We start from the raw sequence: 23,444 nt of genomic DNA on the forward strand, positions 1-23,444 counted from the left end.
CACCGGAGCGGACCCGATGACCTGGGTCTCGCCGCCGTCGCGCCCTCGTTCCCGTCGGCCGATTCCGGCTCCGAGACGACCGTGCTGCCCCCGCTCAACGTGAACGTGCCCGTTCCGGGGCGCGACGGCGGCGAGACCCAGGTCATCGGGTCCGCTCCGGTGCTCGCGAAGGGCGCGCTGAACCTCGGGAAGGTCGACGACGAGACGCCGCTCGAGGATCTCGAGGAGGTGTCGGACGAGCCGGAGGCCGAGGAGCTCGGTCCCGACGCGTTCGCGGCCCCCGCCTCAGGCGACGATTCCTCCGATCGCGGCGGATCGCGCGGCGGCCGCGCCGCGACGCGCACCGCCCCCAACCGCAAGCCGCTGTTCATCGGCATCGCCGCGGCGGTGCTGGTCGCGGCGGTCGCGGGCGGCGTGTTCGCCTTCCAGCGTCATCAGCAGCAGACGTCGTTCAACTCCGCGATCTCCGCGTGCGAGGCGGCGGCCGATTCCGCGACCAAGGCGAACGACACCCTCGCCGCCGCGCTCAAGAAGGCCGACGCCGCGTCCAAGCTGAGCGTCTCCCAAGTGGAGGACGCCACGACGATCAGCAAGCTCAAGAGCGCCGTTTCCGACGCGACCGGCACGGACAAGGCCAGCTCGTGCGATTCGAGCCTGTCGACCGCCGAGCTCAAGAGCCGCACCGATGAGAACACGAAGCTCGCGAGCACGCTCAACGACCACGCCGATACGGTGACCTCCGCGGTCAAGGCCGTGACCGACAGCCAGCAGAAGAAGACCGACGCCGACGTCAAGAGCGCGAAGGACAGCCTGCAGTCGGCCGTCGACGAGGCGCAGACGCTGATGACGAACAGCGAGGGCGCGGTGTCCGACGACTCGACCCGCCAGACCCTGCAGTCGGCCATCGACGCGGCGAACAAGCTCATCAAGGCGTCCAGCCCGAAGCTCGACGACCTCAAGACCGCGCTGAGCGCGATCCAGGACGCCACGAGCGCGGTCAACGACTCGATGAGCTCGTACTCGTCGTCCCGCAGCTACTCCTACTCGAACTCCGGCTCATCGTCGTCCGGCTCCTCGAACTCCGGTTCCTCGAGCTCGTCGTCGTCCGGCTCGTCGGGCAACCGCTACTACAACTCCAACCGGTACAACGGCTCCTCCAGCTCGGGCAACCGTTACAACGGCTCGTCGTCGTCCGGCTCGAGCTCCTCCCACTCGGGTTCGTCGTCGGGCAACTCCGGCACGTCGAACGGTTCCGGTTCCAACTCGGGCAACTCCGGCAATTCCGGTTCGGGAAGCGCTTCGGGCTCCGGCAGCGAGTCCGGTTCCGGATCCACCGGCAACGGCGGATCCGAGTCGGGCGGCAGCGAAGGCGGCTCGGGATCCGGCTCCACCGGCGGCACCGGCGAGTGACATGCATCGGGGCCGGGCGATTCCTCCGGGATCCGCACGGTCACCGTCCACTCATCCGCTCTGCAATGGCCCTTCCTCTCACGGGAAGGGCCATTTCACGTCCATACGCACCTCATGGCATCATCCATGCATCCCTTCCCCGCATCGTCACGGTTCCGACATGCCACCGCACCGGCATATCCCCGGTCAACGGATTGGCATGCGGTTCCATAATGCGGTCTCATTTCAAGGACGGACCACTAGCCCCCACGACGTCCTCGCCTCGGTCACGGCCCGTGACGATACCGATCGGCGACGGACATGCACCCCATTGCTCCCATCGAGAACCCCCGAGTCACGAAATCCACACCTGTGGGGTAAGATGATCGGCAGTATGTGAGATCGGCACCGTCACATCGCCGATCGGAATAACAGATGTGCCACACAGCGAACAGCTATCGGTTTAAGGAGCGTAATGGCGAATCATCGCAGGAAAACGCCTACACTGAAATCCCTGAGCAGGCGCCAGTGGATCCGTATCGTTGCCGTCATCGCGGCGGCGGCCATGCTGGTCGGCGCGGCGGTCGTCTCGCGCAACTTCTACCAGCAGACGCAGCACACCACGCCGGTCACCGAGTTCTCCGCCACCGACACCGCGGCCGCCTCCCGTGGCGGCGCACGCGGCTCGCTCGGCGACGACACCTCGTACGTGACCGTGAAGATCAACGGCAAGTCCCGCACCGTGCTCGGCACGCACTTCACCGACGTCAAGTCCGTCCTCGAGCAGGGCGACATCGTCCTCGACCCGAGCGACGAGGTCACGCCGTCGCTGACCACGAAGGTCACCGAGTCGACCGTCATCACGATCGAGCGCGCCGGCGCCACCCTCGAGACCAACGACACGGACATCGCGTTCAACACGGTCAAGAAGGAGACCGCAGCGCTGCCCAAGGGCACGGAGAAGGTCCAGCAGGAGGGCAAGGTCGGCACGATGGAGACCACGAGCCTCGTCACCCGCGCGGGCGGCAAGATCGTCGAGTCGAACGTGTTCGCCTCGTGGGTGAAGACCGCCCCGACCGACAAGATCATCCTCGTCGGCACCGGCACCTCGTCCTCGTCGTCCTCGTCGTCGTCCACCAGCTCGCTCGGCACGACCGTGCCCGCCTCCGAGATGCAGTCGTGGGCCCACGACTACCTGATCTCCAACGGCTACACGGAGAACGACTTCACCGCCGCCGTGTACATCATCAACCACGAGTCCGGCTGGAACCCAAGCGCGACGAACCCGTCGTCCGGCGCGTACGGCCTGCCGCAGGCCCTCCCCGGTTCGAAGATGGCCTCCGCGGGATCCGATTGGGCCACGAACTACCAGACCCAGTTCAAGTGGTTCGTCGGCTACTGCAATTCCCGCTACGGCGGCATCACCGGCGCCTACAACCACTGGCTCAGCGCCCACAGCTACTGATCCGCGTGGGTCTTCGCGTCTTTCGCCCCCGGCCGCCGCGACCCACACGCACCCCTTCCAAGCCCCGCTCCCCCACGAGCGGGGCTTTTTGGTGTCCGCGAGCGTCGCCGGACTGCCTCGCGGTCGCACGTATTCCCGTCCAATCCTGCAGGATGAGACGTTACGGGCCTTCAGCGTGCTCCCGAAACGTCCGATACTACAGGATCGGACGTTATAGCCCTTCAACGCGCCTTCGAAACGTCCGATCCTATAGGATGTGACGTTTCGGGCCGTCTAACTACCGCGCAAAACGTCCGAACCTATAGGATCGGACGCGCTGATTCCCCAATCCACTTCAATAACGGCCGAACCTATAGGATGTGACGTATCAGGCCGTCATACTACCGGCAATACGTCCGATTCTTCAGTATCGGACGTTATAGCTCTCCAGCGCGCCTCCACAACGTCGGATCCTATAGGATCGGGCGTAATGGGCGAAACGACCGATTCTATAGGATGCGGTGCTGTTCGATTCCGTATGTGACGCGGCCAAGGCCGCGGGGCGATCAGTGCTCGGAGGTTTCGCGCTTGTATTGGGCGACGACTTTGAGGAGGACGGCGTTCAGGAGGAGGCCGAGGGTCACGGCGGAGAGCACCGCGGGGGCGCCGACGCCGGTGACGGCCAGCTCGCCGTTCTGCAGGGAGCCGGCGACGGTGTCGGAAGCGGACCCGTTCGAGGCGGAGGCCGCCTCGGAACCGGTCGACGTAGAGCTGCCTGACTCGGAGTCCGCGGAACCGTTCGAAGAGGTATTTGATGCGGAAGATACGGAGCCGTTCGTCGCGGTCTGCGCGGCGTTGGTCACGGTGCCGGTTGTGCCGGACGCGTTCGTCACGGTCGAACCGGCGGCCGCGCCGCCGTTGAGACCGGAGCCGGACGAGAGCGAGCCGGACAGCGCGGCCTGAAGACTCTTGTGCCACTGGTCGCGCACGGAGACCCACTGCAGATGCTGCTGCTTGATGAGGTCGTGCTCGGTCCTGAGATCCGCGTGCAGCTGATTCAGATGCGTCTGGGTGTCGACCATGTCCTGATGGATGGTCTCGTGACGGTCGTGCGCGCGGTCGTAGGCGCCGTCGATGGCGTTCTTGATGTCGTCGTGCGCCTGCTGCGCGTCCTGCCACGCCTGTTCGTGGTGCTGGCGCAGGTCGTCCGCGTCCTGATGGATCTGGCTGTGGATCTGCTCCATGTGCTGGTGATGCGTGGCGATGTCCTGCCGGATCTGCTCGTTGGTGTCGTGGATGTGCCCGATCGCGTCGCCGAGGCCGCGCGTGGTGCCGGCAAGCCCGCTCGTTCCGGACAGGTCGACGTTCACGTCGATGGAGGCGCCGGAGAAAGTCGAGGACGTACCGGAGACGCCGGCGGAGGAGCCCGCAGGATCGGGCGCCGCATCCAGAGCGAACGCCGCGGACGGCACCGCGAACACCAGTCCGCACGCCCCGATGGCCGCGATCGCGGCCGTGACGACATGATGACGACGGCCGCCGTGGCCGTCGGTCAGCTGCGTTCCGTGTTCCCTGTCCTCGTTCATCCGATGCTCCACCGTTTCTCTGTGAACTTTCGATTCCCTTGCATCAACGCGCGACCACTCATCGGTCGCGTCGTTCGGCACCCACACATACTAGACGGGATGTCAACAAGGGTAAATCGACAACAGGTAGACAGGCTGTCTATATCGGAGCGAATACGAAATCCCGGATACGCGTCATCGCCCACCCGACCGGGCGGAACCGCGCCATGCACACAACGCCCGTGCGGCGATCAGAACGGGCCGCGTCCCGGGTGCAGGCCCTTCCATCCGAACCGGCGCAGGAATCGCCCGACCAACGCGCGGGCGTGCTTCCAGCACCATCGCGCGGGCCACAACGCGAGCCACGTACGCCAGTAAAGACGGTAGACGCGAGAGGAACCGCACGTCACGTGCCGCGAACCGCGGTAGAACTCGTCGAGCCGACCGAGCACCTGTGCGTCGCGCACGTGTTCGGTCGTGATGCAGTTGTCGCCGCGAATCGCGTACCATCCGTCATGCACGCCGACGACGCGGTGCAGCACGTACCGTCTGTGCCCGGCGATGTCCGCCCGGTAGAGCGGCACGTCGCCGACCGACAGTCGTTCGCCGCCGGGCAGCGGGCGAATGACGATGGTGTCGCGCCGGTTGCGCAGCATCGGCCACATGCTGATGCCGACCGTGGTGCTGACGAACAGCCCCTCCTCGCGCAGCACGCGTTCGATGTCACCGCCCGCGACGGAGGTCGATTCGGGGTCGCGACCGAACGCGTCAGTCATCCAGGAACCCGTTCTCCCGCATCTTGCCGATGAACGTCTCGACGTCGGCGGCGGCCTTCGCGCGTTCCACGTCGAATTCCGCGGTCACCTTGTCCACTATCTGGTCAACCGTCTGTCCGTCGGCCAGTCCGCTCCAGACGATCTTGCCGGTCTCGTTGACGCGGATCATGCCCTGGAACGTCTTCGACGCCTCGCCCGTGGCGATGATGACGGTCTGATCCGCCACATCGCGCATCACGAACCCCTGCTTGACCTTCATGACGGTTCCTTTCTCACTCGAACCATCGGGGACACCCCCGAAACGCACCTATCCCCATCCTACCGACGTCCGGGGCATGGCGGGAGACGGCACACGGCAACGAAAAATCCCCTCGAACCGAAGTCCGAGGGGATTTGCAAAGCCATGCGGCGACCGAATCGCAGATCAACGAATCAGCGGTTCAGTGCAGCGGGCGCATTCAGCGGGCGCTCTTACGCACCGCGAACAGCGCGGCGCCGGCGGCGGCCAGCAGCACGACGGCCACGGCGTACGGCATCACGTTCGCGCCGGTCTCGGCGACCGTGGCGGCACCGTTACCGGAGCCGTTGGAGGACACGGCGGCCTCGGACACCTTGCAGGTGGCCGGGAAGTGGACCGTGGTCTCGCCGACCTCGACCGCACCGGCATCCTGGGCGTTCTTGGCGGCCAGCACCTCGACCGTGGAGTCCTTGCAGTTGAGCGTGGTCAGCTTGACCTTGGCGGTGAAGGTGGAGGCGTCGGCCTTCCACCAGCCGTAGGTCTTCTGGGCGGCCAGCGTGACGTTGCTGATGTCGTCGGAGTTCACCGTGACACCAACGTACTGGTAGCCGGCGTTGTAGGTCGCGGCGTCCAGAGTGACGGTGATGGTCGCGGTGCCATCCTCGTTGGCGGCGGAGCTGATCGTCGCCGAGTAGTCAGCGGCCATGGCCGACGGAGCAAGCGCAAACACCGAAAGCAGCACCGTGGCGATCGCCGCGAAAACAGCGGAAATCTTCTTCATTTTCATTCCTCCCCAGTGCGTAATCCTCTTGCGCACAGACAAGTCTTTACACTGCAAGACGACCGTTGCCTTATCTCCCGCTTCTTTTGTGAAGAATACGGGCCGATCGCCTTGGCTACCCCCTACCGTAGCACGAGGGGGGACAAACGGACACCCCTTACGGTTAACGGCGGGGTAACATTGTACGGGAATCCCGCGGGATACGGCAACCGGCGATAACCGGTCATCGACAACGATGATACCCAAATACGCCGCAACCGGCGGCAATGCCGGACACACGACGGACACACGACGGGCAGGGGGAGCACACGTTGGCCAGCAACACCGATCACGGCAAGGACACGAACGACGCCGAACGGCTCGACACGCCGACCGCACCGGAGACGATGGACGTCTCGGATGGCACCGGCACCGAGGCCACGGACATCGAGAACACGTCGGTCATCGACCTCAAGGAGATCGACCAGGACGTGCCGCTCATCCACATCCAGGGCGCGAAGCACCGCAAGCACGGGCAGAAGATGAGCAAGGAGCACATCGCGCGCATCAAGCGCCGTCACCGCCGCGAGCGCTTCCTCGTCAAGCTGGATCTGGCACTGTTCGCCATCGTGTGCCTGGGCGGCGCGGCGGCGCTGATCGGCGTGCAGGCGCTGCAGTAGTAGGCCCGGCCGGTCCTTCCATCATCGCACTCGACCAAGGCGACCGTCTGTGCCTTGGCCGGACCGCACCTATGTCGATACCGTAACCGGACTTCGCCCATCCGCGCTACCGGATCGTCGGCGTCTGGCGCACGACCGTCTGACCGGCGAGCGCGCCCGGCGCGGTGTACACCGTCGCCTTGATCGTGTAGCTCTCCCCCGGCGCCAGTGAGATCTGCTTGGCGATGGCGGTGAGCCCGTCGTGGACCGCGTACGCGTCGCCCTTCTCGCCGTTGGGCCCGGCCTGGTATTCGGGCGCGGAACCGCCGGCGGGCACGTACAGGTAGTTGATGAACTGGATGTGGCCCTTGACGGCGCCGTTCTCGAGCGTGCCGATGATGTAGTCGGGCAGCGAGGCGACGTCCGCGTCGGACAGCGTGTTCCTCATGCGGATCGTGATCTCGTGCTGCTCGCGGCCGTTGGGGTACGTGGCGACGAGCTTGTCGTCGACGGAGCGTTCGAGGTACCAGTCCATCTTGGAGGCCATCGCGTCGTTGTAGTACACGCCGATCACCTGCTGCGGGGCGGAGCCGCCCATGTAGCCGTCGGACGAATCGGCCGTGACGAGCGTGCCGCCGACCGTGGTGCCGTCGAGCAGCTTCTGCTCGTCCTCGTGCGCGCTCCACACGTACAGGTGCCCGTCCTGCGCGGATTCGAGCATCCGTTTGGCGAGCTGCGTGGAGTTGGCGCCGGAGTTGTGCAGGATCTGGTCGAAGCTCGCCTTGGCGGCGGCGGCGAAGAACGCGTCCTGGTCGGCGTTGTCGGGGATGTCGAAGTAGACCTTGTTCAGGAGCGAGGAGGCGGTGTTGGAGCCGTCGAGCGTGACGTCGACGCCGGCGAAGCTCATCTTCACCGGACCGGCGACGGCGAGCATCTGCTGCAGGAACACCGGGTCCATGCTGATCACGCCGTCGATCGAGCCGCCCTGCTTGGCCTCCCACATGGCTTTGGCGAGCTGGCCGCTGCGCGCGAAGTCGGGTGTGAAGTTCACGTCCTGCATGAATTCGCCGAGTCGTTCGCCGAAGAGCGCCTGCTCGCCGTCGGTGAGTTTGGTGACGGGCTGGTCGAACGAGCCGAAGTCGGACGTGGACATGAAGTCGTGCATCTCGATCGCGCCGTTCTTCACCGTGACGAGGCCGAACGAGCCGGCGATGCCGCCGGTGGCGCGGATCTCGGCGTTGTTCTGCGCGAGCACGAGGTACGTGCGCGTGGCGTTCGGGTCGTTGAGGCCCAGCATGCGCGGCAGGAGCTGCGCCCCGCGCAAGACGCCGTCGCTCAGTTTGGCGAGCGTGATGAACTGCCCCTGCGCGGGCTCGATCTGGCGCCGCAGCGCGCCGAGCGCGAGGCTTTCGGCGTCGATCGACTGGAATCGTTCGTTCGCGGCGGCGATGATCGTGTTCGCCTTGGAGAGCTTGGGCGCGGCCTGCTCGATGCCGGGCACGGAGATGGTGCCGTCAGACACTGAGATGCGGGAGACGTCGACGTCGCCGGCCGCATCGGCCATGAGCGGCAGGGCGTCGTCGGCGACCTGATGCAGGACGTCGACCGACGTGCGCACGGCCTCGACGTCGCCGCCATACTGCGGCAGCTTGCCGGCGAGCGCCCAGATCGGATTGCTTGTGTGCGCGTACGCGGCGTCGGCATGCTTGCGCAGTTCCGCGGCGGCGGTCTTGAGTTCGCCGGCCGCGCCGTCGGCGGTGAGGTCGACCGATTTCAGGGTCGAGACGGTGGCGGCCGCGGCCCTGACGTTGGTCGCGACGATGACCGCGGAGATCGCGAAGTACGCGCTGACGGCGATGATCGCGGACAGAACCACCGCGATGACGATCAGGATGATGTCGCGGATGGTGCGCTTGACGCGATGACGCAGGTATCGTTTCGTGTCGAGCCCGCTGTGGTCATCGTTCCTGATGACGTTCGGTCCGCTCCCCGGTTTGATGTCAAGTTCCTCGATCTCAGCCACGTTGCCACTCTACTCCAAGGGGCCGTACCCCGATTCCGCATCTTCCGGCCGCCGGCCCGCGTCGGTCGCCGTGGACCAACGCTCCCGCCCGGCGACGGGCACTTTCCGAAACCCCGTGCCATGCACGCAGTGGAAACCGACTCCGTCCTTATCGGCACTTCGGTTCGGGATTCGGCTGCGGCGATCGTGACGGACCGCACACACGGGGTTACCGCGTCGAGATCGGTCTACCTCGCGCACGTCAGTGACGGACCGCACACACGGGGTTACCCCTCCTTTGTGCGGAGGGCTCCTACAATGGGCCGCATGCGTATCCTTTTTGTCTGCACCGGTAACATCTCCCGTTCCGCGATGGCGGAGCTGCTCGCCCCGCACATCTTCAAGGACGACTCGCTGACGTTCGAGTCGGCGGGCGCGCGTGGCCTGCACGATCACCCGATCTCCGAGGAGGCCGCGGAGCTGTTGCGCCGCGACGGCATCGACGGCGCGCTGATCGACGCGTTCCGTTCGCGCCGCGTCTCCCCGCAGGTCACGGCCGGGGCCGATCTGATCCTGTGCTTCGAGACGGCGCAGCGCAGCGACATCGTGGTGGAGTCGCCGCTCAAGGCGCGTCGCACGTTCCTGATCACCGATTTCGCGAACATGTGCGAGACCGCCAAGGCGCAGGGCTGGCTGACCGGAAGCACCATCGAGGAGCGCATCGACTCGGTGGTCGACAACGCGGGACTGCTGCGCCCGGAGCTGCCCGACGCCGAGAACGTCGACGATCCTCAAGGCCGCGGCATGGACGCCTTCGTCACCGCCCACAACGCCCTCGTCCGCGTCCTCAAGCACATCGCCACCGCGCTGGAGTAGGGCCCCGCCCGCTTCGTACGCTTCGCCCCCCTCGCGTCCGATCCTATAGGAACGGACGTTTTTGATGCGATACGAGCTCTCGGGGTGTCCGTTCCTATAGGATCGGCCGCCACAAGGCCGGATTCCGCACACGAAACGTCCGATCCTACAGGAACGGACGTTCATGACCCGATACGGGCCCCGGAAACGTCCGATACTACAGAATCCGACGCAATGAGGGCGGATTCACGCATGGAAACGTCCGATCCTATAGGAACGGACACGGAACGAACGCATCCGCACCGTCGCGACGTCACATACTATAGGATTGGATGTTTTTGGCGCGATACGAGGCCCTGAAACGTCCGTTCCTATAGGATCGAACGCCGCAAGGCCGGATTCCGCATACGAAACGTCCGATCCTATAGGAACGGACACCCCGACATCACACGGAACCGGCAAACCAACCGAGCACGCGCGCGCTTTGTTCCGCAAGCCCCGAACCGATGCGCCTGATCAGTTCACGTTTGTCAATCTCGGATTGCTTATGCGATAAGCGTCCCTTTGTTTCACCGGTCATACGCTCTCCGCAGAACCTCTTCCTACAATGAAAGAGGACAAGGAGACTCAAATGCACATATATGACTACTACGAAACCGGCGATGGGACCCACGTCACACATTCCGATGTCCAATCGGACGGTAGTGTGCTCGTCTTTTTCGACAACGGCAACAAGCACGCCGAAGTCAAACTGCCCGACGGCACCGTATCCGACAGTCATGGATTCACCAAGCAGGAAACAGCAAATTTTCTCCTCAGCACCGTTCGAGGCATGAAATCCATTATGCGCTACGCGCGAGAAGGCGGAATCCAGCATGCCTGGGCTGTTTAGAATCCACGGATTCCTGATCTACTTCTGGGCGAACGAAAGCAATGATCCCATTCATGTCCACGTTGCTAAAGGCCGTCAGTCACCTGCATCAGCCAAGTTCTGGATTCTTGAAGACGGCACGGTGAAACTTGCCAAGCAAGGGCTCGACATGACCAACAAGGAACAACAAGGCATCACGGAGTTCCTCCGGTCGGTCTCCCCGGAAATCATCATGGCATGGCAGGAGATGTTCGGATATGTCCGGTTCCATGACTGAGCTGCTGACGATCGGGCACTGCCGTGGATATGACCTACTGCTCAACCCCCTCAATCAGCGTATCATCGCCGAAAGGAAGGAGGATCTTGCGACGGCTCTATTTGAGAGTCCGTCTCTGATGCTGGTTCACCAATGGGGATGCCCGGACGAAGACGTTCAGGCGCTGAGAGAATACCTACGGCATTTGAGGCTCCGAGCCAACTCCGGTGCCACGTTGACACCATCAGAAAGCTCCGACCGCTGATACTGAGATCGGACCCTCACTCCACAATCCGCGTTCCGCGGAATCCATCACCGCGATTCGGTTCGCACCATGCGGCAGATAGGTACTGCCACATGAGTCTCCCGGCAACGGCAAAGGGCGGGATTCGCACCATATTCAGACCTGAAACCGAATATGTTGCGAATCCCGCCCTTGCATAGTGCGGCCAGCCGGATGACCGGGACAACGGCCACGCGCAGCCCGGCCGGGACTCCGATCGGCGGCCGGCAAATCAGCCGAACCGAACCAAGCCGAACCGAGCCGACGGAACCGTTACTTGGCGGCGGCGCGCTTGCCCTTGGAGGGCTTGGCCTTGCGGCCCTTCTTGCCGCCCTTGCCGCCGTCGGTGTCATCGGCACCGTAGCCGTACTCGCCGTAGTTGTAGTACGAGCCGTAGTAGTAGTACGAGCCGTAGCCGTTCTTGCGCTTCTCGTCGGCCATGTTGAACACGAAGCCGAGCACCGGCACGTCGAGCTCGCCGAGCTCGGTGACCGTACCGCGCAGCGCGCGCTTGAACGTCACGCCCTTGCCGGATACGAGCACCACGCCGTTGCCCTGCTGGCCGAACACGGCGGCGTCGTTGGCCACGGACATCGGCGAGGTGTCGATGATCACGTAGTCGTACTGCTGCACGGCCTGCTTGACAAGCGTGTGCATGATGGACGAGTTGAGCAGCACGGACGCGTTCTGGATGCGCGGGCCGGCCGGCAGCACGTGCAGGTTCGGCTTCCAGTAGCGCTGGACGACGTCCTTGACCGTGGCCTGGTTGGACAGCACGTGCGCAAGGCCCACGTTGCCTTCCACGCCGAGTCGCTTGGCGACGGACGGGTGGCGCAGGTCGGCGTCGATGAGCAGCACGGCCGCGCCGTTCTCGGCGAGCGTGGCGGCGAGGTTGCACGAGATCGTGGTCTTGCCTTCCTCCGGCATGGAGGAGGTGACGACGATGAGTCGGCCCTTGTCGCCGTCCTTGGACGTGGTGAACGACAGGTTGGTGCGGATGCGTCGGAACTCCTCGGCGATGGAGCCGTCGGGCTTGGACACGACGATCGGCTTGGTCTCGTTGAGCGATTCGTCCTTCGGGATGATGCCGACGATGGTTGCGTTCTGCGCGATGGTCTGCAGATCGGAGACGTCCTGCACGCGGCGCGACAGCAGGTCACGCAGGACGGCGGCGATGATGGCGAGCACGAGGCCCGCGGCGATTCCGGCGGCGAGGTTGAGCTTGACGTTCGGCGAGCTCGGGCCGGCGGGCTTCTGCGCCTTCTGCACGACGGACAGCTTGACGATCGACTTCTCGCCGGAGGAGTACAGCTCGGAGCCGACGACCTTGGACAGGGATTCGGCGACCTCGTTGGCGAGATCGGCGGCCTTCGCCGGATCGGGGTCGACCACGGCCACGCTCACCATGTAGGTGTCCTCGGGGTTGTCGGCGGTGACCATGGCAGCCAGCTTGCTGACGGTCAGGCCGTTGTCGTTCTGCTGGTTGATGACCGGCTGCAGCACGGCGGAGGTCTTCACGAGCGACGGGTAGCTCTTGAGCTGCGTGCCGATGTACGTGCTGGCCAAGTTCTGAGCACCGGCCACACTGTAGCTATTGCTGCCAGCATCCGACGAGGCCGACGCGCTGTTGTTGTAGCTGGCGAACAGCTGCGAGGTGGCCGTGTACATCTTGGTGCGGGTGAACGTGTACCCCGCGACCGCGGCCACGGTGATCACGAACACGATGACCGCGGTGAGCCAGTGCTTACGCACCGCCATGAGCAGATCGAGAATCGTCATGCCCTGCTCCTGGGATGCCGAATCGTCACGTTCGACGGGCTGGGCGGTGTTGACCACGATCGGACGATGCTCCGTAGCGATGATTTCTTTCTGTTCAGGGGTATCCGAAGCCACGGGCTTCTCCTCTTCCTCTATGTTCACAATTTGTTTTGCAGTATAGACGCAGGGGGATACCCCCTCATCGACGCTTCCGTTTGCGCAGCGTGAGGCCGATCTCCCGCCTCAGCTGCTTCGGCCGTTGGGATGCGCTCAGGTACAGCCGGTAGAAGATGGACAGGAACCGGGTGAACCCGTTGCGCGACCACTCCGGGTAGTATGCCTGCATCCATTCCTTCGAAGGGAACAGGCGACGCCACCAGTACCGCAGCAGCGACAGATCCTTGTCGTTCTCCTGCGCCATGCGCATGGCCACGCGATGTTCCAGCGAACCGTACACGCCTCCGGACACGATCTCCTCGAGCAGCACCTTCTCCGCGATGCTCGCACATTCGCACCATCGTCCGGTTCCGTCGCCGAACAGCGTCAGGGACAATCCGCGCACGGATTGCTCCAATTCCGACAGACCGAGTTTTTTCAGGGTACGCGCCACATGTTCGGAACGCACGGCATCGGGGAATTTCACACAGTACAGGTATTCGTCGGCAAGGAAACGCAGACCGAATCCGGCACCGTGATAATGCTTGGACATATGCGATACGTGGAAGATGTATTCCTCTTCGGAATCGAAGAGGAATTCCCCGGGAATCCCGTTCGACGGCTTCGCCAAACCCCAGGGATTATCGTAGTAGGCAACCTCCTTCGCATCGGACTGCCCCATGGTTGATTCGGCGGCGGACACCATCGAACGATGCATTTCAAAATACAGCGTTCCCTTCATGAACGAATGCTCGCGACCATGGTTGGATTTCTCCGCGAATCCATGCTTGTTCATGATGTCCGCCACCGTGGCATCGGCCTTGTTCAGCCATTCCCGGCGCTGCTCCCCCGTTTCGCCACGAGGCACGAAACCGCCGTTTTCCTCCCGGTCGACGTATCCGAAGACGATGTCCTGATCCCCCATAGAACGCATGCCGGGCCGGGGATAGTAGGTCGCCACCAGAATGCCCTTCAACGGCAGCCACGACAGGCCAGCCCTACGGAAATCGGCGAGAATCCCCTCGCGCTCGATGTCGAAACTCACCTGACGATACAACGCCAGTTCGGCATCATGACGCCATTTCCTAGCCATTTGCTCCGGCATATCCGCAAGCATATCCGGCGACAATGCCGGAAATACCAGCGATTGTATGGTATGACGGGCAATCAGACGGTACACCCGCTCCCACGTGATGCCCTCGGGCTTGGGCGATGCCGTGCGCCCATGCAGCGCGGCGGACATCAATTCGACGACATAATCTTCCAGCACGGTGCAAACCGCCTTCTTCATATCTGCGGCATCAGTTGGTCAATAGTGTACTAGAACGGCTCTATAAGAGCACTAAGACGTAAATTCGCACTCAATTCCACGGAAATGCATACACAAAAACGGCAGTCGACATCAGCATGTCATGGAAATACCCGTTACAATGAAAATCGAATACGTTCATCGAAATATCGCAATAAGGAGTCAATCATGGCATTCGCTCTCCAGGGATTCGAAGAGGTCAAGCTGGTCAAGCCGGTCGGCAAGATTGTGATGACTTTCACCGGCAACGCGGTGCGCTTCAACAAGGCCACCGCCCAGGCGCTGGGCTTCCCGGCGTTCGTGCGCGTGCTCGTCAACGAGAAGACGAAGCAGATCGCCCTCGCCGTGACCACGTCCAAGGCGAACAACGCGGTGAAGTTCAGCAAGACCGAGGAAAAGCAGAGCGCCTCCGTGAGCTTCAAGGAGAAGGCCGTGGTCGAGGCCGTCGCCCAGTTCTTCACGCTGGGCGAGGCCCCGGAGGGTGAGGTCGCCTACATCTCCGTGCCCGGCACCTACTACCCCGGCGACAAGGCCGTCATCTTCGACGCCGAGGACGCCACCGCCGGCACGATGAAGCGCCGCGGCCGCAAGAAGGCCTCCGAAACCGAATCCGCCGAGTGACGGCACGGATTCGCCGAACACCGATTCATGGGCAATGGGCTTGTGCCGAGAACGACTCTCGACGCAAGCCCATTGCCATAGGGCGCTGATCGCCCCCGCATATGTGCGAGAATGGACCGACGATAGACGAAAGGATGCGACGGGCATGGCATCGGTGAGACTTGTGGATTGGCTGAGACGGGAGCGGGACCAACGTACCGGCGGCGGGCTGTACTACAACACGCAGATCCTGTTCGCCTACAACTCGAATCACATGGAGGGATCGACCCTCTCCCCCGAGCAGACCGCCCAGTTGTACGACACGGGCGCGCTGCTGCCGAACGACGGCAGCGATCAGATCCGCGCCGACGACGTGGTCGAGACGCGCAACCATTTCCATGCGCTCAACTGGATCCTCGATCATGCCGACGAGCCGGTCGACAAGACCATGGTCTGCACGCTGCATGCGATTCTGAAACGCGGCACCAGCCAGGAGCTGGATCCCGACCGCAACGTGGGTGGGTACAAGATCCTTCCCAACGTGATCAACGAGCTCGTCGGCGTGCACACCGTGCTGCCGGCCGATGTTCCGCAGGCAATGGAACAGGTGTTCGCCATGTATCGCGAGCTCACCGATAACCCGTATGCGATTGCGAAGGCGCACTGGATGTTCGAGACCACGCATCCGTTCTCCGATGGCAACGGCAGAATCGGGCGGCTGATCATGTTCAAGGAGCTGCTGCGCCTCGACACGGTCCCGGTGATCGTACGCGACGCCAACAAGCTGCTGTATACGCGAGGACTGAGCCGATTCAGCGATGAACCCGGCTACCTCGTCGACACGCTGCTGACCGAGCGCGACTATTATCAGATGCTCATCGACCGGCTCGCCCCCGACCGCATCCGGTACTCGTACGTATCGCAGTGGGATCCCGACGCCGTGGAGGAACGGAGAGACCATCGGTCCATCGTCAACCCGTTCGTCAAGCGGAACTGGACCGACGACGATATCCGTTCCCGTGGGGTCACGAAATAAAGCGCGATTCCCGACACTTATCACAAACACGTGGAGGGTTCCGGCGATCGTTCACCGGAACCCTCCACACATCCGCAATCCGCGAAACTCAGTACTGGTTGGGGATGAGGACGACGCGGCCTTCGGCCACGTCCTTGAGGTGCTTGCCGTAGGGGGGACTTGCCGTAGCGGTCGGCGGACTCGAGGAGCTCGTCCTTGGTGATCCAGCCGTTCTCGTAGGCGATCTCCTCGACCACGGCGATCGGCAGGCCCTGCGCGCGCTGTACGGTGCGCACGAACTCGCCCGCCTCGTACAGCGAGTCCATCGTGCCGGTGTCCAGCCACGCGTAGCCGCGGCCGAGGGTGCGCACGTTGAGCGAACCGTCCTCGAGATACATCCTGTTAAGGTCGGTGATCTCGAGCTCGCCTCGCGCAGACGGCTTGACCGCCTTCGCGAACTCGGTGACGCGCTCGTCGTAGAAGTACAGGCCCGTCACCGCGTAGTGCGACTTCGGCTCCTTTGGCTTCTCCTCGATGCTCACGGCCTTCTTGTGCTCGTCGAACTCGACCACGCCGTAGCGCTCCGGGTCGTCGACGTAGTAGCCGAACACGCTTGCGCCCTCGCCGTTCTCGGCCTTGGCGACCGCCTTGCGCAGGGTGTTGCCCAGACCGTTGCCGTAGAAGATGTTGTCGCCGAGCACCAGCGCGCACGGCTCCCCCGCGATGAACTCCTCGCCGAGGATGAACGCCTGCGCCAGACCGTCCGGGCTGGGCTGCACCTTGTAGCTGAAGTTCACGCCGTAGTGCGAGCCGTCGCCGAGAAGCCTCTCGAAGTTCGGCAGGTCCTTCGGCGTGCTGATGATCAGGATATCGCGGATGCCGGCGAGCATGAGCACGCTCAGCGGGTAGTAGATCATCGGCTTGTCGTACACCGGCAGCAGCTGCTTCGATGTGACCGTCGTCAGCGGGTACAGGCGCGTGCCGGATCCACCGGCGAGAATGATGCCCTTCATGATGATTCCTTGCTTACTGCTCGTAACCGATGCTTACTTGTTGAGTTCCTTGGTGACGTAGGTCTTGAGGGATTCCTCCCAGTCGGCGGGCGTGTAGCCGGCGTCCGAGATCTTCGTCAGGTCGAGCGCGGAGTGCGTCGGGCGGGGGCTGACCGGGTTCTTGGCGTTGGCGAAGTACTCGGCGGTGCTGATGGGCTTGACCTTGTCACCGTTGCCGTTCGTCAGGTCGAAGACCTCCTTGGCGATGTCCGCCCAGGACTTCACCGCGCCGCTTCCGGTGAGGTTGTACGTGCCGTACGGGGCGTGGGAGTCGAGCAGGTGGAAGATCGCCTCCGCCATGTCCTTGGTGAACGTCAGGCGGCCGAACTGGTCGTCCACGACCGTCACCTGGTTCAGGCCGTCCTCCGGGTCGGAGACGCGGTTCGACAGGCTCATCATGGTCTTGACGAAGTTGCGGCCCTCGCCGATCACCCAGGAGGAGCGCAGGATGTAGTGCTCCGGGGCGTTGGCCACGGCGATGTCGCCCGCGGCCTTCGTCTGCCCGTACACGCCCAACGGGGCGAAGCTCTCGGTCTCCGTGTGCCGTTCGGCGGCGCCGTCGAACACGTAGTCCGAGCTCACGTGCACCAGCGTGATGTGATGGTCCCTGGCGACCTTCGCGAGCAGGGCGGGGCCCTGCGCGTTGGCCTTCCACGCGACCGGACGGCCCTCGGCGGTCTCCGCCCTGTCGACGGCGGTGTAGGCGCCCGCGTTGATGATCGTCCCGTACAGGCTCCAATCGTACCTGTCGTACGCCTTGGGGTTGGAGAAGTCGAACTCGTCGATGTCCGTGTACTCGAAGCCCTCCAGATGATGCGCCTCCGCGTACTGGCGGATCGCATGGCCCAGCTGGCCGTTGCACCCGGTCACCAGCGTGCGCTTGGGAGCCATGGGCTTGGCGTCCCTGAGCATCGGGTGGTGCAGGTCCGCCTCGGACCGCTCCGACTCCTCCAGCGGGATCGGCCACCGGATGTCGAGCTCGGGGTCGGCGAGGTTGACGAACGTGTAGGTCCTCTTCTGCTCGAGGCTCCAGTGGGCGTTGACCAGGTACGTGTACACGGTCCCGTCCTCGAGGGCCTGGAAGCTGTTGCCCACACCACGCGGCACGTAGATCGCCCTCGACGGGTCCAACCGGGTCGTGAACACCTGGCCGAACGAGTCGCCCGGACGCAGGTCCACCCACGCGCCGAAGATCTCGCCCGCCGCGATCGAGATGTACTTGTCCCACGGCTCCGCATGGATGCCCCTCGTCACGCCCTTGGTGGCGTTGAAGCTGATGTTGTTCTGCACCGGACCGAAATCCGGCAGACCCAACGCGGTCATCTTGGCGCGCTGCCAGTTCTCCTTGAACCAGCCCCGGTTGTCCCCGTGAACCGGCAGATCGAACACCAGCAGGCCCGGGATGTTCGTCTCCGTGACCCGCAGTTCCTTCTCGAACTCAAAACCCATCATCGTTCCTTCCGTCTTGATTCCCTATGACGTCCTGGCCATGCCGCGGCCCCGCATATGCGCACGGCTCCCCTCACGCACGTAAGGGGAGCCGAAAGCGCTCACTGGCCCTGCTGCTTGTACTTGGCCTCGGTGGCGGCCTTGGCGGGCTCCCACCACGCGCGGTTGTCCGTGTACCACCTGATGGTCTGCTCGAGGCCGGACTCGAAGTCGGTGTGCTTCGGCCTCCAGCCCAGCTCGGTCTGCAGCTTGGTCGAGTCGATCGCGTAGCGGCGGTCGTGGCCGGGACGGTCCTTGACCCAGTCGAACGCGTCCTCGCTCTGTCCCATCATCCTGAGGATCATGCGCAGCACGGTGATGTTGTTCCTCTCGCCGTTCGCGCCGATCAGATACGTCTCGCCGATGCGCCCCTTGGTCAGGATCGTCCACACGCCCGTCGAGTGGTCGTCCGTGTGGATCCAGTCGCGCACGTTCAGGCCCTGACCGTACAGCTTCGGACGCAGCCCGTCGAGGATGTTCGTGATCTGACGCGGGATGAACTTCTCCACATGCTGATACGGGCCGTAGTTGTTCGAGCAGTTCGAGATCGTCGCGCGGATCCCGAACGTGCGGTGCCACGCGCGCACCAGCAGGTCCGAGCTCGCCTTCGTGCTCGAGTATGGGCTGGACGGATGGTACGGGGTCTCCTCGGTGAACTTCGCCGGATCGTCCAAAGCCAGGTCGCCGTACACCTCGTCGGTGGAGACGTGGTGGTACCTGACGTCGTACTTGCGGCACGCCTCGAGCAGGCGGAACGTGCCCTCCACGTTGGTCTTCAGGAACGGCTCCGGGTTGGCGATGCTGTTGTCGTTGTGCGACTCGGCCGCGTAATGCACGATCGCGTCATGCCCCGGCACGATCCGGTCCAGCAATTCGGCGTCGCAGATGTTGCCGTGCACGAACTCCACACGATCGCCCAGGATCGAACGGATGTTCTCCAGATTGCCCGCGTACGTGAGCGCGTCCAGGACCGTGATGTGGACGTCGGGATGGTTGTTGTACACGTAGTGCACGAAGTTCGAACCGATGAAGCCGCAGCCACCGGTCACAATGATGTTATGAGGAGTGAACGTATCTTCAGCCATACCCCCATAGTCTACAAGGGGGCATTCTCCGCACACGCACACGCAACCAATAACGCGAACGAATAATTCAGGCTCGTCGTCGCCCATGTGGACGATGACGGAACACCCGTTCACACACAGACTGCCGTGCACCGTAATATGCCTTATCCCGATCCCCAGCAGGCACCCGGATTCGACAATGGCATTGCCCCTCCCCTACACTGGTGTTCACAACGTCGTGATCGCCAAACCCCTCGTCTTCCCTGATTTTTCAGCGATTTTCAGCACTTCATAGACACCTCTCACACCCTTAAAAGCCGATAACGGCGGTTATGTCAGTTTTGCCTCTGCACACCTCGATCGGAGACGTGTGCGATGATGAAACCGTTACGAGTAGTACAGGTGGTCGGGCGCATGATGGGTGGTGGCGTCGAGGCCACGGTGATGAACCATTACCGGCATATCGACCGTGATCGTATACAGTTTGACTTCATAGCGCAGGATGATTCTACGTTCATTCCCGTCGATGAGATCACCTCATTGGGTGGTCGCGTGTTCACAATTCCTTCCTATAAGCGATTGCCGCAGTACATGAAGGCCTGTGAAAATCTGTTCCACGAGCTGAACCCTATAATCGTGCATTCTCATATGAATGCACTGAGCGTCTTTCCGTTGAAGGCTGCCAAGTCCGCCACTGTACCTATACGCGTGGCGCACAGCCATTCAACAAGCAATCCGCACGAGTATGTGAAGACCGCCATGAAGATGGCTCTGCGTCCTTTCTCGAAGATGTACCCCACCCATTTCGCGGCATGCTCTACATACACCGCACGCTGGTTGTTCGGTGATAGTTTGGTCGATAAGGGCGAAGTACGGATCATACGTAATGCCATTGAACCGCGAACGTTCTCGTTCAACGCCTCTGTTCGTGCTGTCAAACGAGCAGAACTTGGAGTGTCTGACAATCAGCTGCTCATCGGACAGGTTGGGCGTATGTGCTTCCAGAAGAATCAGCTATTCACGCTGGATGTGTTTGCCGAACTGCTGCGGCGGCGCCCAGACGCTGTGCTTGTCCTTGCCGGTGACGGTGACATGATGAATGAGGTCAAAGCACGCATCCATCAACTCGGTATCGAACGTTCTGTTCAAGTGTTGGGAATGCGTACTGACATGAATGAATTGTGTCAGGCGTTCGACGTACTGGCTTTGCCGTCCACGTACGAGGGTCTGTCGGTGGTGGCGGTCGAGGCGCAAGCATCTGGCCTGCCGATTCTCACCTCAGATCAAGTATCCAGAGAGACCTCAATAATTCCGGGACTGATGCAGTTCCTGCCCATTACCAACACCGAACCATGGGTGAGCGCATTACTGAAGGCACGGCCCACTCCTATTCGCCCCGATAAGCAGGCTGCAATACAAAGTGCCGGATACGACATCACAGACAGTGCTACTCAACTCGGCAAATGGTACATGCAACTTGCCGGCTGACATCGCTTTTGCGGACGTCATTCGCAAGCACCATCACCTTGCACATCACCATGGCGAAGGGATACCCACTTATATGACTGGCAATATAGATAAACGCCCCCTGATCACAGTGGTAGTTCCCGTGTACAACGTGGAACAAGTACTTCATGAATCTATCGACTCACTAATCGATCAGACTTACACCAACATAGAAATCATTCTCGTCGACGATGGGTCCACCGATTCCAGCGGATCCATAGCAGATGACTATGCCCGTAAGGACTCGCGTATCACTGTGATCCACCAAACCAATAGCGGCCTATCCGAAGCACGCAACAGTGGTATCCGCAAGGCGTGTGGACGATTTATCACGTTCTTGGATAGCGATGATGTGCTAGCCAAAGAATATGTCGAACATTTATATGACACCATGATTGAGACCCATGCCGATATCTCGGTTTCAGGTATTCTTCCATTCGATGACTCAAAAGGTGTCGCGTCCGCGTATGCAAGAAAAAAGCGCGATACAGCACGTAACAACGGGACAATCATTACATTCGATTCGGAAACCGCTCTTATCGACATCTTGTATATGAATCACATGGCGGTCAATGCATTCGGCAAACTCTACAAAATTGAGCTCTTCGATGATATATGCTACCCACCAGGGAAACTCTATGAAGACATTGGCACGACCGTTCGTCTGTTCAACAAAGCGCATTGTATTTCCTTCGTAGAGTACCAAGATTGTTTCTACCGGATACGCAAAGGCAGCATCCAACATTCCGGGTTCTCCGTTAAACAGTTAGATCTTATTGACAACATTGAGGATTTTTATCCTCTCATCAGAAAACAATATCCAAAAGCTATACCCGCGTATAAGTCAAAAATGGTTTCAGCGGCATTCAACATATACATGAAAACAAGCGAGCACAGTACGGAACAACGTCTCTGGCGTAACCGACTTTGGACCATTATCATGACCTACCGCAGAGCAGTCATTCGTGATGCTGACGCAAGGCCTCTCGCGCGTATTGCGTGTTTGCTTAGCTATCTAGGCCCTCACGTCACACGCATGGTTTATCTCCTGACTCGCTGAGAGTTGTCCCCACCCATGCCGACATACGCTCACTCTCATTTTTATATAAAAACTAGGGAACGAGATTCAAAACAAAGGATTTGCCAGAAACGCCCATAGTAGATTATCAAGAAATCTCAATTTGATGTCATCTGCAATTTTAAAAGAGAAGCGGGACGAATCACATCAGTCACCCCTCATATGGATCCTACCGCAATGCGGAATCTATATAAAATAAATCATAAGTACATTTAGATGGAGTGATTCATGCTAACAATATTAGGCACCATATTCATAAGCGTATTGTGCATTCTCTTTAAAAGAAATAGAGCCATATTTATATTAGCATTAGTATGGCTCTGGATATTGATGGCATTCTCAAGCGGAAACGCAGACGCAGGAATCAACGAATATCGATATAACGATTATGAAGAGACCAAGGGGATAACCGAAGCTGGGTATTACCTTCTTATGAAAGTTTTCTCTGGTTCCGGGATACCATTTGCCACATACAAGCAAATCATAGCAGCGATTGAATTATCCTTAATAGGAAGTACGATACTCAAGCTGGCGACTAACACTAATGTAGTATTAGCATTATATATATTATACCCATTCTGCATGGATGTTGTTCAGATGCGCTATACACTCGCGCTCTCTATCGTAATTTTTTCCTTCCGTTTCCTGTTGGATAACAAGAACAAAATAAGAAATAGCATCCTGTTTGCAATCCTTATAATCGTCGCATCGTTATTCCACTCTCTTTCGATATTTTATATTTTCCTACTTGCGGTAAAAGTGCTTTCCGTGCGCAATACAGTTTTTATCGCAGCAATTATTGACTGTGTTGGAATTGCTATCTTTAACCCGTTATCGTTGCTAACGATTGCCAATGCGATCAATATGACCGATAAGCTTAACACCTATCTTGCCAACCCAACAACATTTGGAGCATATAGAGGCGCAATCATACTGATTTTTTCATTTTTGCTGACGTTTGGATTTGCATATGCATTTTCAATAAAAAGAATACCTCTGCATGAAATATCGGATTTTGACATAAGTGTCATAAAAATAAACATTTTGGCACTGTGTATAATACCTTTCCTCACTCTTGCCCCGGATTTCTTTAGAATTCAAATCGGGATTTCGTTATTAAACTATATAACCATCACCAATCACCTATCCAAGACGTCTTCGCACGAGTATTCAATACTGCTTAAACCAGTCAAAAATATATATATGATTTGCCTTTTATATGTAATGGCGTTTATAAATCTTTATATTCTCGTATTGGGAAACACTAATATCGACACTGTATTTATTCCGCTATGGTTTAGTAATACTTTACTGAAATAA

Annotated in this window: 21 protein-coding genes and 1 pseudogene; 11 read left to right on the top strand and 11 right to left on the bottom strand. The window is 60.7% G+C overall.

Annotation, left to right across the window (positions count from 1 at the left end; genetic code table 11):
• Both JS528_RS07195 and JS528_RS07200 read left to right on the top strand, forming a co-directional pair.
• The coding region (locus JS528_RS07195) for a hypothetical protein (RefSeq protein ID WP_214358410.1) at nucleotides 1–1,410 on the top strand (1,410 nt) is incomplete at its 5' end.
• 454 nt (nucleotides 1,411–1,864) lie between these two features.
• Nucleotides 1,865–2,854: an aggregation-promoting factor C-terminal-like domain-containing protein gene (locus JS528_RS07200; RefSeq protein WP_214358411.1), complete on the top strand. Its 990-nt coding sequence runs from the start codon at nucleotides 1,865–1,867 to the stop codon at nucleotides 2,852–2,854.
• A gap of 545 nt (nucleotides 2,855–3,399) precedes the next feature.
• Here the strand turns inward: JS528_RS07200 and JS528_RS07205 are convergent.
• The 4 genes from JS528_RS07205 to JS528_RS07220 all read right to left on the bottom strand — a co-directional run bounded on the left by JS528_RS07205 (nucleotide 3,400) and on the right by JS528_RS07220 (nucleotide 6,193).
• Complete coding sequence (locus JS528_RS07205) at nucleotides 3,400–4,419, bottom strand: hypothetical protein (protein WP_214358412.1); 1,020 nt, start codon at nucleotides 4,417–4,419, stop codon at nucleotides 3,400–3,402.
• Between the two features lie 230 nt (nucleotides 4,420–4,649).
• Nucleotides 4,650–5,174 (bottom strand): S26 family signal peptidase, encoded by a 525-nt coding sequence (locus JS528_RS07210; RefSeq protein ID WP_214358413.1) that lies wholly within the window; start codon nucleotides 5,172–5,174, stop codon nucleotides 4,650–4,652.
• Nucleotides 5,167–5,433: a PqqD family protein gene (locus tag JS528_RS07215; protein ID WP_214358414.1), complete on the bottom strand. Its 267-nt coding sequence runs from the start codon at nucleotides 5,431–5,433 to the stop codon at nucleotides 5,167–5,169. Before JS528_RS07215 ends, JS528_RS07210 begins: the two co-directional genes overlap by 8 nt.
• A 199-nt stretch (nucleotides 5,434–5,632) precedes the next feature.
• Nucleotides 5,633–6,193 (bottom strand): hypothetical protein, encoded by a 561-nt coding sequence (locus JS528_RS07220; protein ID WP_214358415.1) that lies wholly within the window; start codon nucleotides 6,191–6,193, stop codon nucleotides 5,633–5,635.
• A gap of 311 nt (nucleotides 6,194–6,504) precedes the next feature.
• Between JS528_RS07220 and JS528_RS07225 the strand changes: the two genes are divergently transcribed.
• Nucleotides 6,505–6,852, top strand: coding sequence for a hypothetical protein (locus JS528_RS07225; protein ID WP_214358416.1), 348 nt, complete (start codon nucleotides 6,505–6,507; stop codon nucleotides 6,850–6,852).
• A gap of 106 nt (nucleotides 6,853–6,958) precedes the next feature.
• Here the strand turns inward: JS528_RS07225 and JS528_RS11795 are convergent, their stop codons facing one another.
• Nucleotides 6,959–8,854: a DUF4012 domain-containing protein gene (locus tag JS528_RS11795; protein ID WP_214358417.1), complete on the bottom strand. Its 1,896-nt coding sequence runs from the start codon at nucleotides 8,852–8,854 to the stop codon at nucleotides 6,959–6,961.
• A gap of 306 nt (nucleotides 8,855–9,160) precedes the next feature.
• Between JS528_RS11795 and JS528_RS07235 the strand changes: the two genes are divergently transcribed.
• Complete coding sequence (locus tag JS528_RS07235; RefSeq protein ID WP_214358418.1) at nucleotides 9,161–9,709, top strand: arsenate reductase/protein-tyrosine-phosphatase family protein; 549 nt, start codon at nucleotides 9,161–9,163, stop codon at nucleotides 9,707–9,709.
• A 424-nt stretch (nucleotides 9,710–10,133) separates the two neighbouring features.
• Here the strand turns inward: JS528_RS07235 and JS528_RS07240 are convergent, their stop codons facing one another.
• Nucleotides 10,134–10,565, bottom strand: coding sequence for a hypothetical protein (locus JS528_RS07240; protein WP_214358419.1), 432 nt, complete (start codon nucleotides 10,563–10,565; stop codon nucleotides 10,134–10,136).
• Between JS528_RS07240 and JS528_RS07245 the strand changes: the two genes are divergently transcribed.
• Together JS528_RS07245 and JS528_RS07250 are read left to right on the top strand one after the other, a co-directional pair.
• The gene (locus JS528_RS07245; RefSeq protein ID WP_214358420.1) at nucleotides 10,564–10,836 is read left to right on the top strand and encodes a DUF4160 domain-containing protein; all 273 of its coding nucleotides are present in this window, start codon (nucleotides 10,564–10,566) and stop codon (nucleotides 10,834–10,836) included. The genes JS528_RS07240 and JS528_RS07245 overlap by 2 nt on opposite strands.
• Nucleotides 10,829–11,080, top strand: coding sequence for a hypothetical protein (locus tag JS528_RS07250; protein ID WP_214358421.1), 252 nt, complete (start codon nucleotides 10,829–10,831; stop codon nucleotides 11,078–11,080). The genes JS528_RS07245 and JS528_RS07250 overlap by 8 nt, the downstream gene beginning before the upstream one ends.
• 291 nt (nucleotides 11,081–11,371) lie before the next feature.
• On the opposite strand, the gene JS528_RS07255 is transcribed toward JS528_RS07250, so the two are convergent.
• Both JS528_RS07255 and JS528_RS07260 read right to left on the bottom strand, forming a co-directional pair.
• The gene (locus JS528_RS07255) at nucleotides 11,372–12,877 is read right to left on the bottom strand and encodes a tyrosine-protein kinase domain-containing protein (protein ID WP_217626161.1); all 1,506 of its coding nucleotides are present in this window, start codon (nucleotides 12,875–12,877) and stop codon (nucleotides 11,372–11,374) included.
• 178 nt (nucleotides 12,878–13,055) lie between these two features.
• Nucleotides 13,056–14,303 (bottom strand): nucleotidyltransferase family protein, encoded by a 1,248-nt coding sequence (locus JS528_RS07260; RefSeq protein WP_214358422.1) that lies wholly within the window; start codon nucleotides 14,301–14,303, stop codon nucleotides 13,056–13,058.
• Nucleotides 14,304–14,489: 186 nt separating this feature from the next.
• Between JS528_RS07260 and JS528_RS07265 the strand changes: the two genes are divergently transcribed.
• Nucleotides 14,490–14,942 carry a hypothetical protein gene (locus JS528_RS07265; protein WP_214358423.1) on the top strand — a complete coding sequence of 151 codons (453 nt, stop codon included), beginning with the start codon at nucleotides 14,490–14,492 and terminating at the stop codon, nucleotides 14,940–14,942.
• A 145-nt stretch (nucleotides 14,943–15,087) separates the two neighbouring features.
• A complete protein-coding gene (locus JS528_RS07270; protein WP_214358424.1) occupies nucleotides 15,088–15,957 on the top strand; it encodes a Fic family protein in 870 nt (289 codons plus the stop codon).
• Nucleotides 15,958–16,045: 88 nt separating this feature from the next.
• Here the strand turns inward: JS528_RS07270 and rfbA are convergent.
• The 3 genes and pseudogenes from rfbA to rfbB all read right to left on the bottom strand — a co-directional run bounded on the left by rfbA (nucleotide 16,046) and on the right by rfbB (nucleotide 19,561).
• A pseudogene (gene rfbA / locus JS528_RS07275) lies at nucleotides 16,046–16,949 on the bottom strand (glucose-1-phosphate thymidylyltransferase RfbA).
• 33 nt (nucleotides 16,950–16,982) lie between these two features.
• Complete coding sequence (locus tag JS528_RS07280; RefSeq protein WP_214358510.1) at nucleotides 16,983–18,437, bottom strand: sugar nucleotide-binding protein; 1,455 nt, start codon at nucleotides 18,435–18,437, stop codon at nucleotides 16,983–16,985.
• A gap of 101 nt (nucleotides 18,438–18,538) precedes the next feature.
• Entirely contained in the window at nucleotides 18,539–19,561 is a 1,023-nt protein-coding gene (rfbB, locus tag JS528_RS07285) for a dTDP-glucose 4,6-dehydratase (protein ID WP_214358425.1), read from the bottom strand.
• Between the two features lie 393 nt (nucleotides 19,562–19,954).
• On the opposite strand from rfbB, the gene JS528_RS07290 reads away from it, so the two are divergent.
• From JS528_RS07290 to JS528_RS07300, 3 genes are all read left to right on the top strand, one after another.
• Nucleotides 19,955–21,028, top strand: a complete 1,074-nt coding sequence (locus JS528_RS07290; RefSeq protein WP_240541394.1) for a glycosyltransferase — start codon at nucleotides 19,955–19,957, stop codon at nucleotides 21,026–21,028.
• Nucleotides 21,018–22,106 (top strand): glycosyltransferase family 2 protein, encoded by a 1,089-nt coding sequence (locus tag JS528_RS07295; protein ID WP_214358427.1) that lies wholly within the window; start codon nucleotides 21,018–21,020, stop codon nucleotides 22,104–22,106. The genes JS528_RS07290 and JS528_RS07295 overlap by 11 nt, the downstream gene beginning before the upstream one ends.
• Before the next feature lie 246 nt (nucleotides 22,107–22,352).
• Nucleotides 22,353–23,444, top strand: a complete 1,092-nt coding sequence (locus JS528_RS07300) for an EpsG family protein (protein WP_276312624.1) — start codon at nucleotides 22,353–22,355, stop codon at nucleotides 23,442–23,444.

It is taken from the genome of Bifidobacterium santillanense, from assembly GCF_018555385.1.
Classification (GTDB): Bacteria; Actinomycetota; Actinomycetes; order Actinomycetales; family Bifidobacteriaceae; genus Bifidobacterium; species Bifidobacterium santillanense.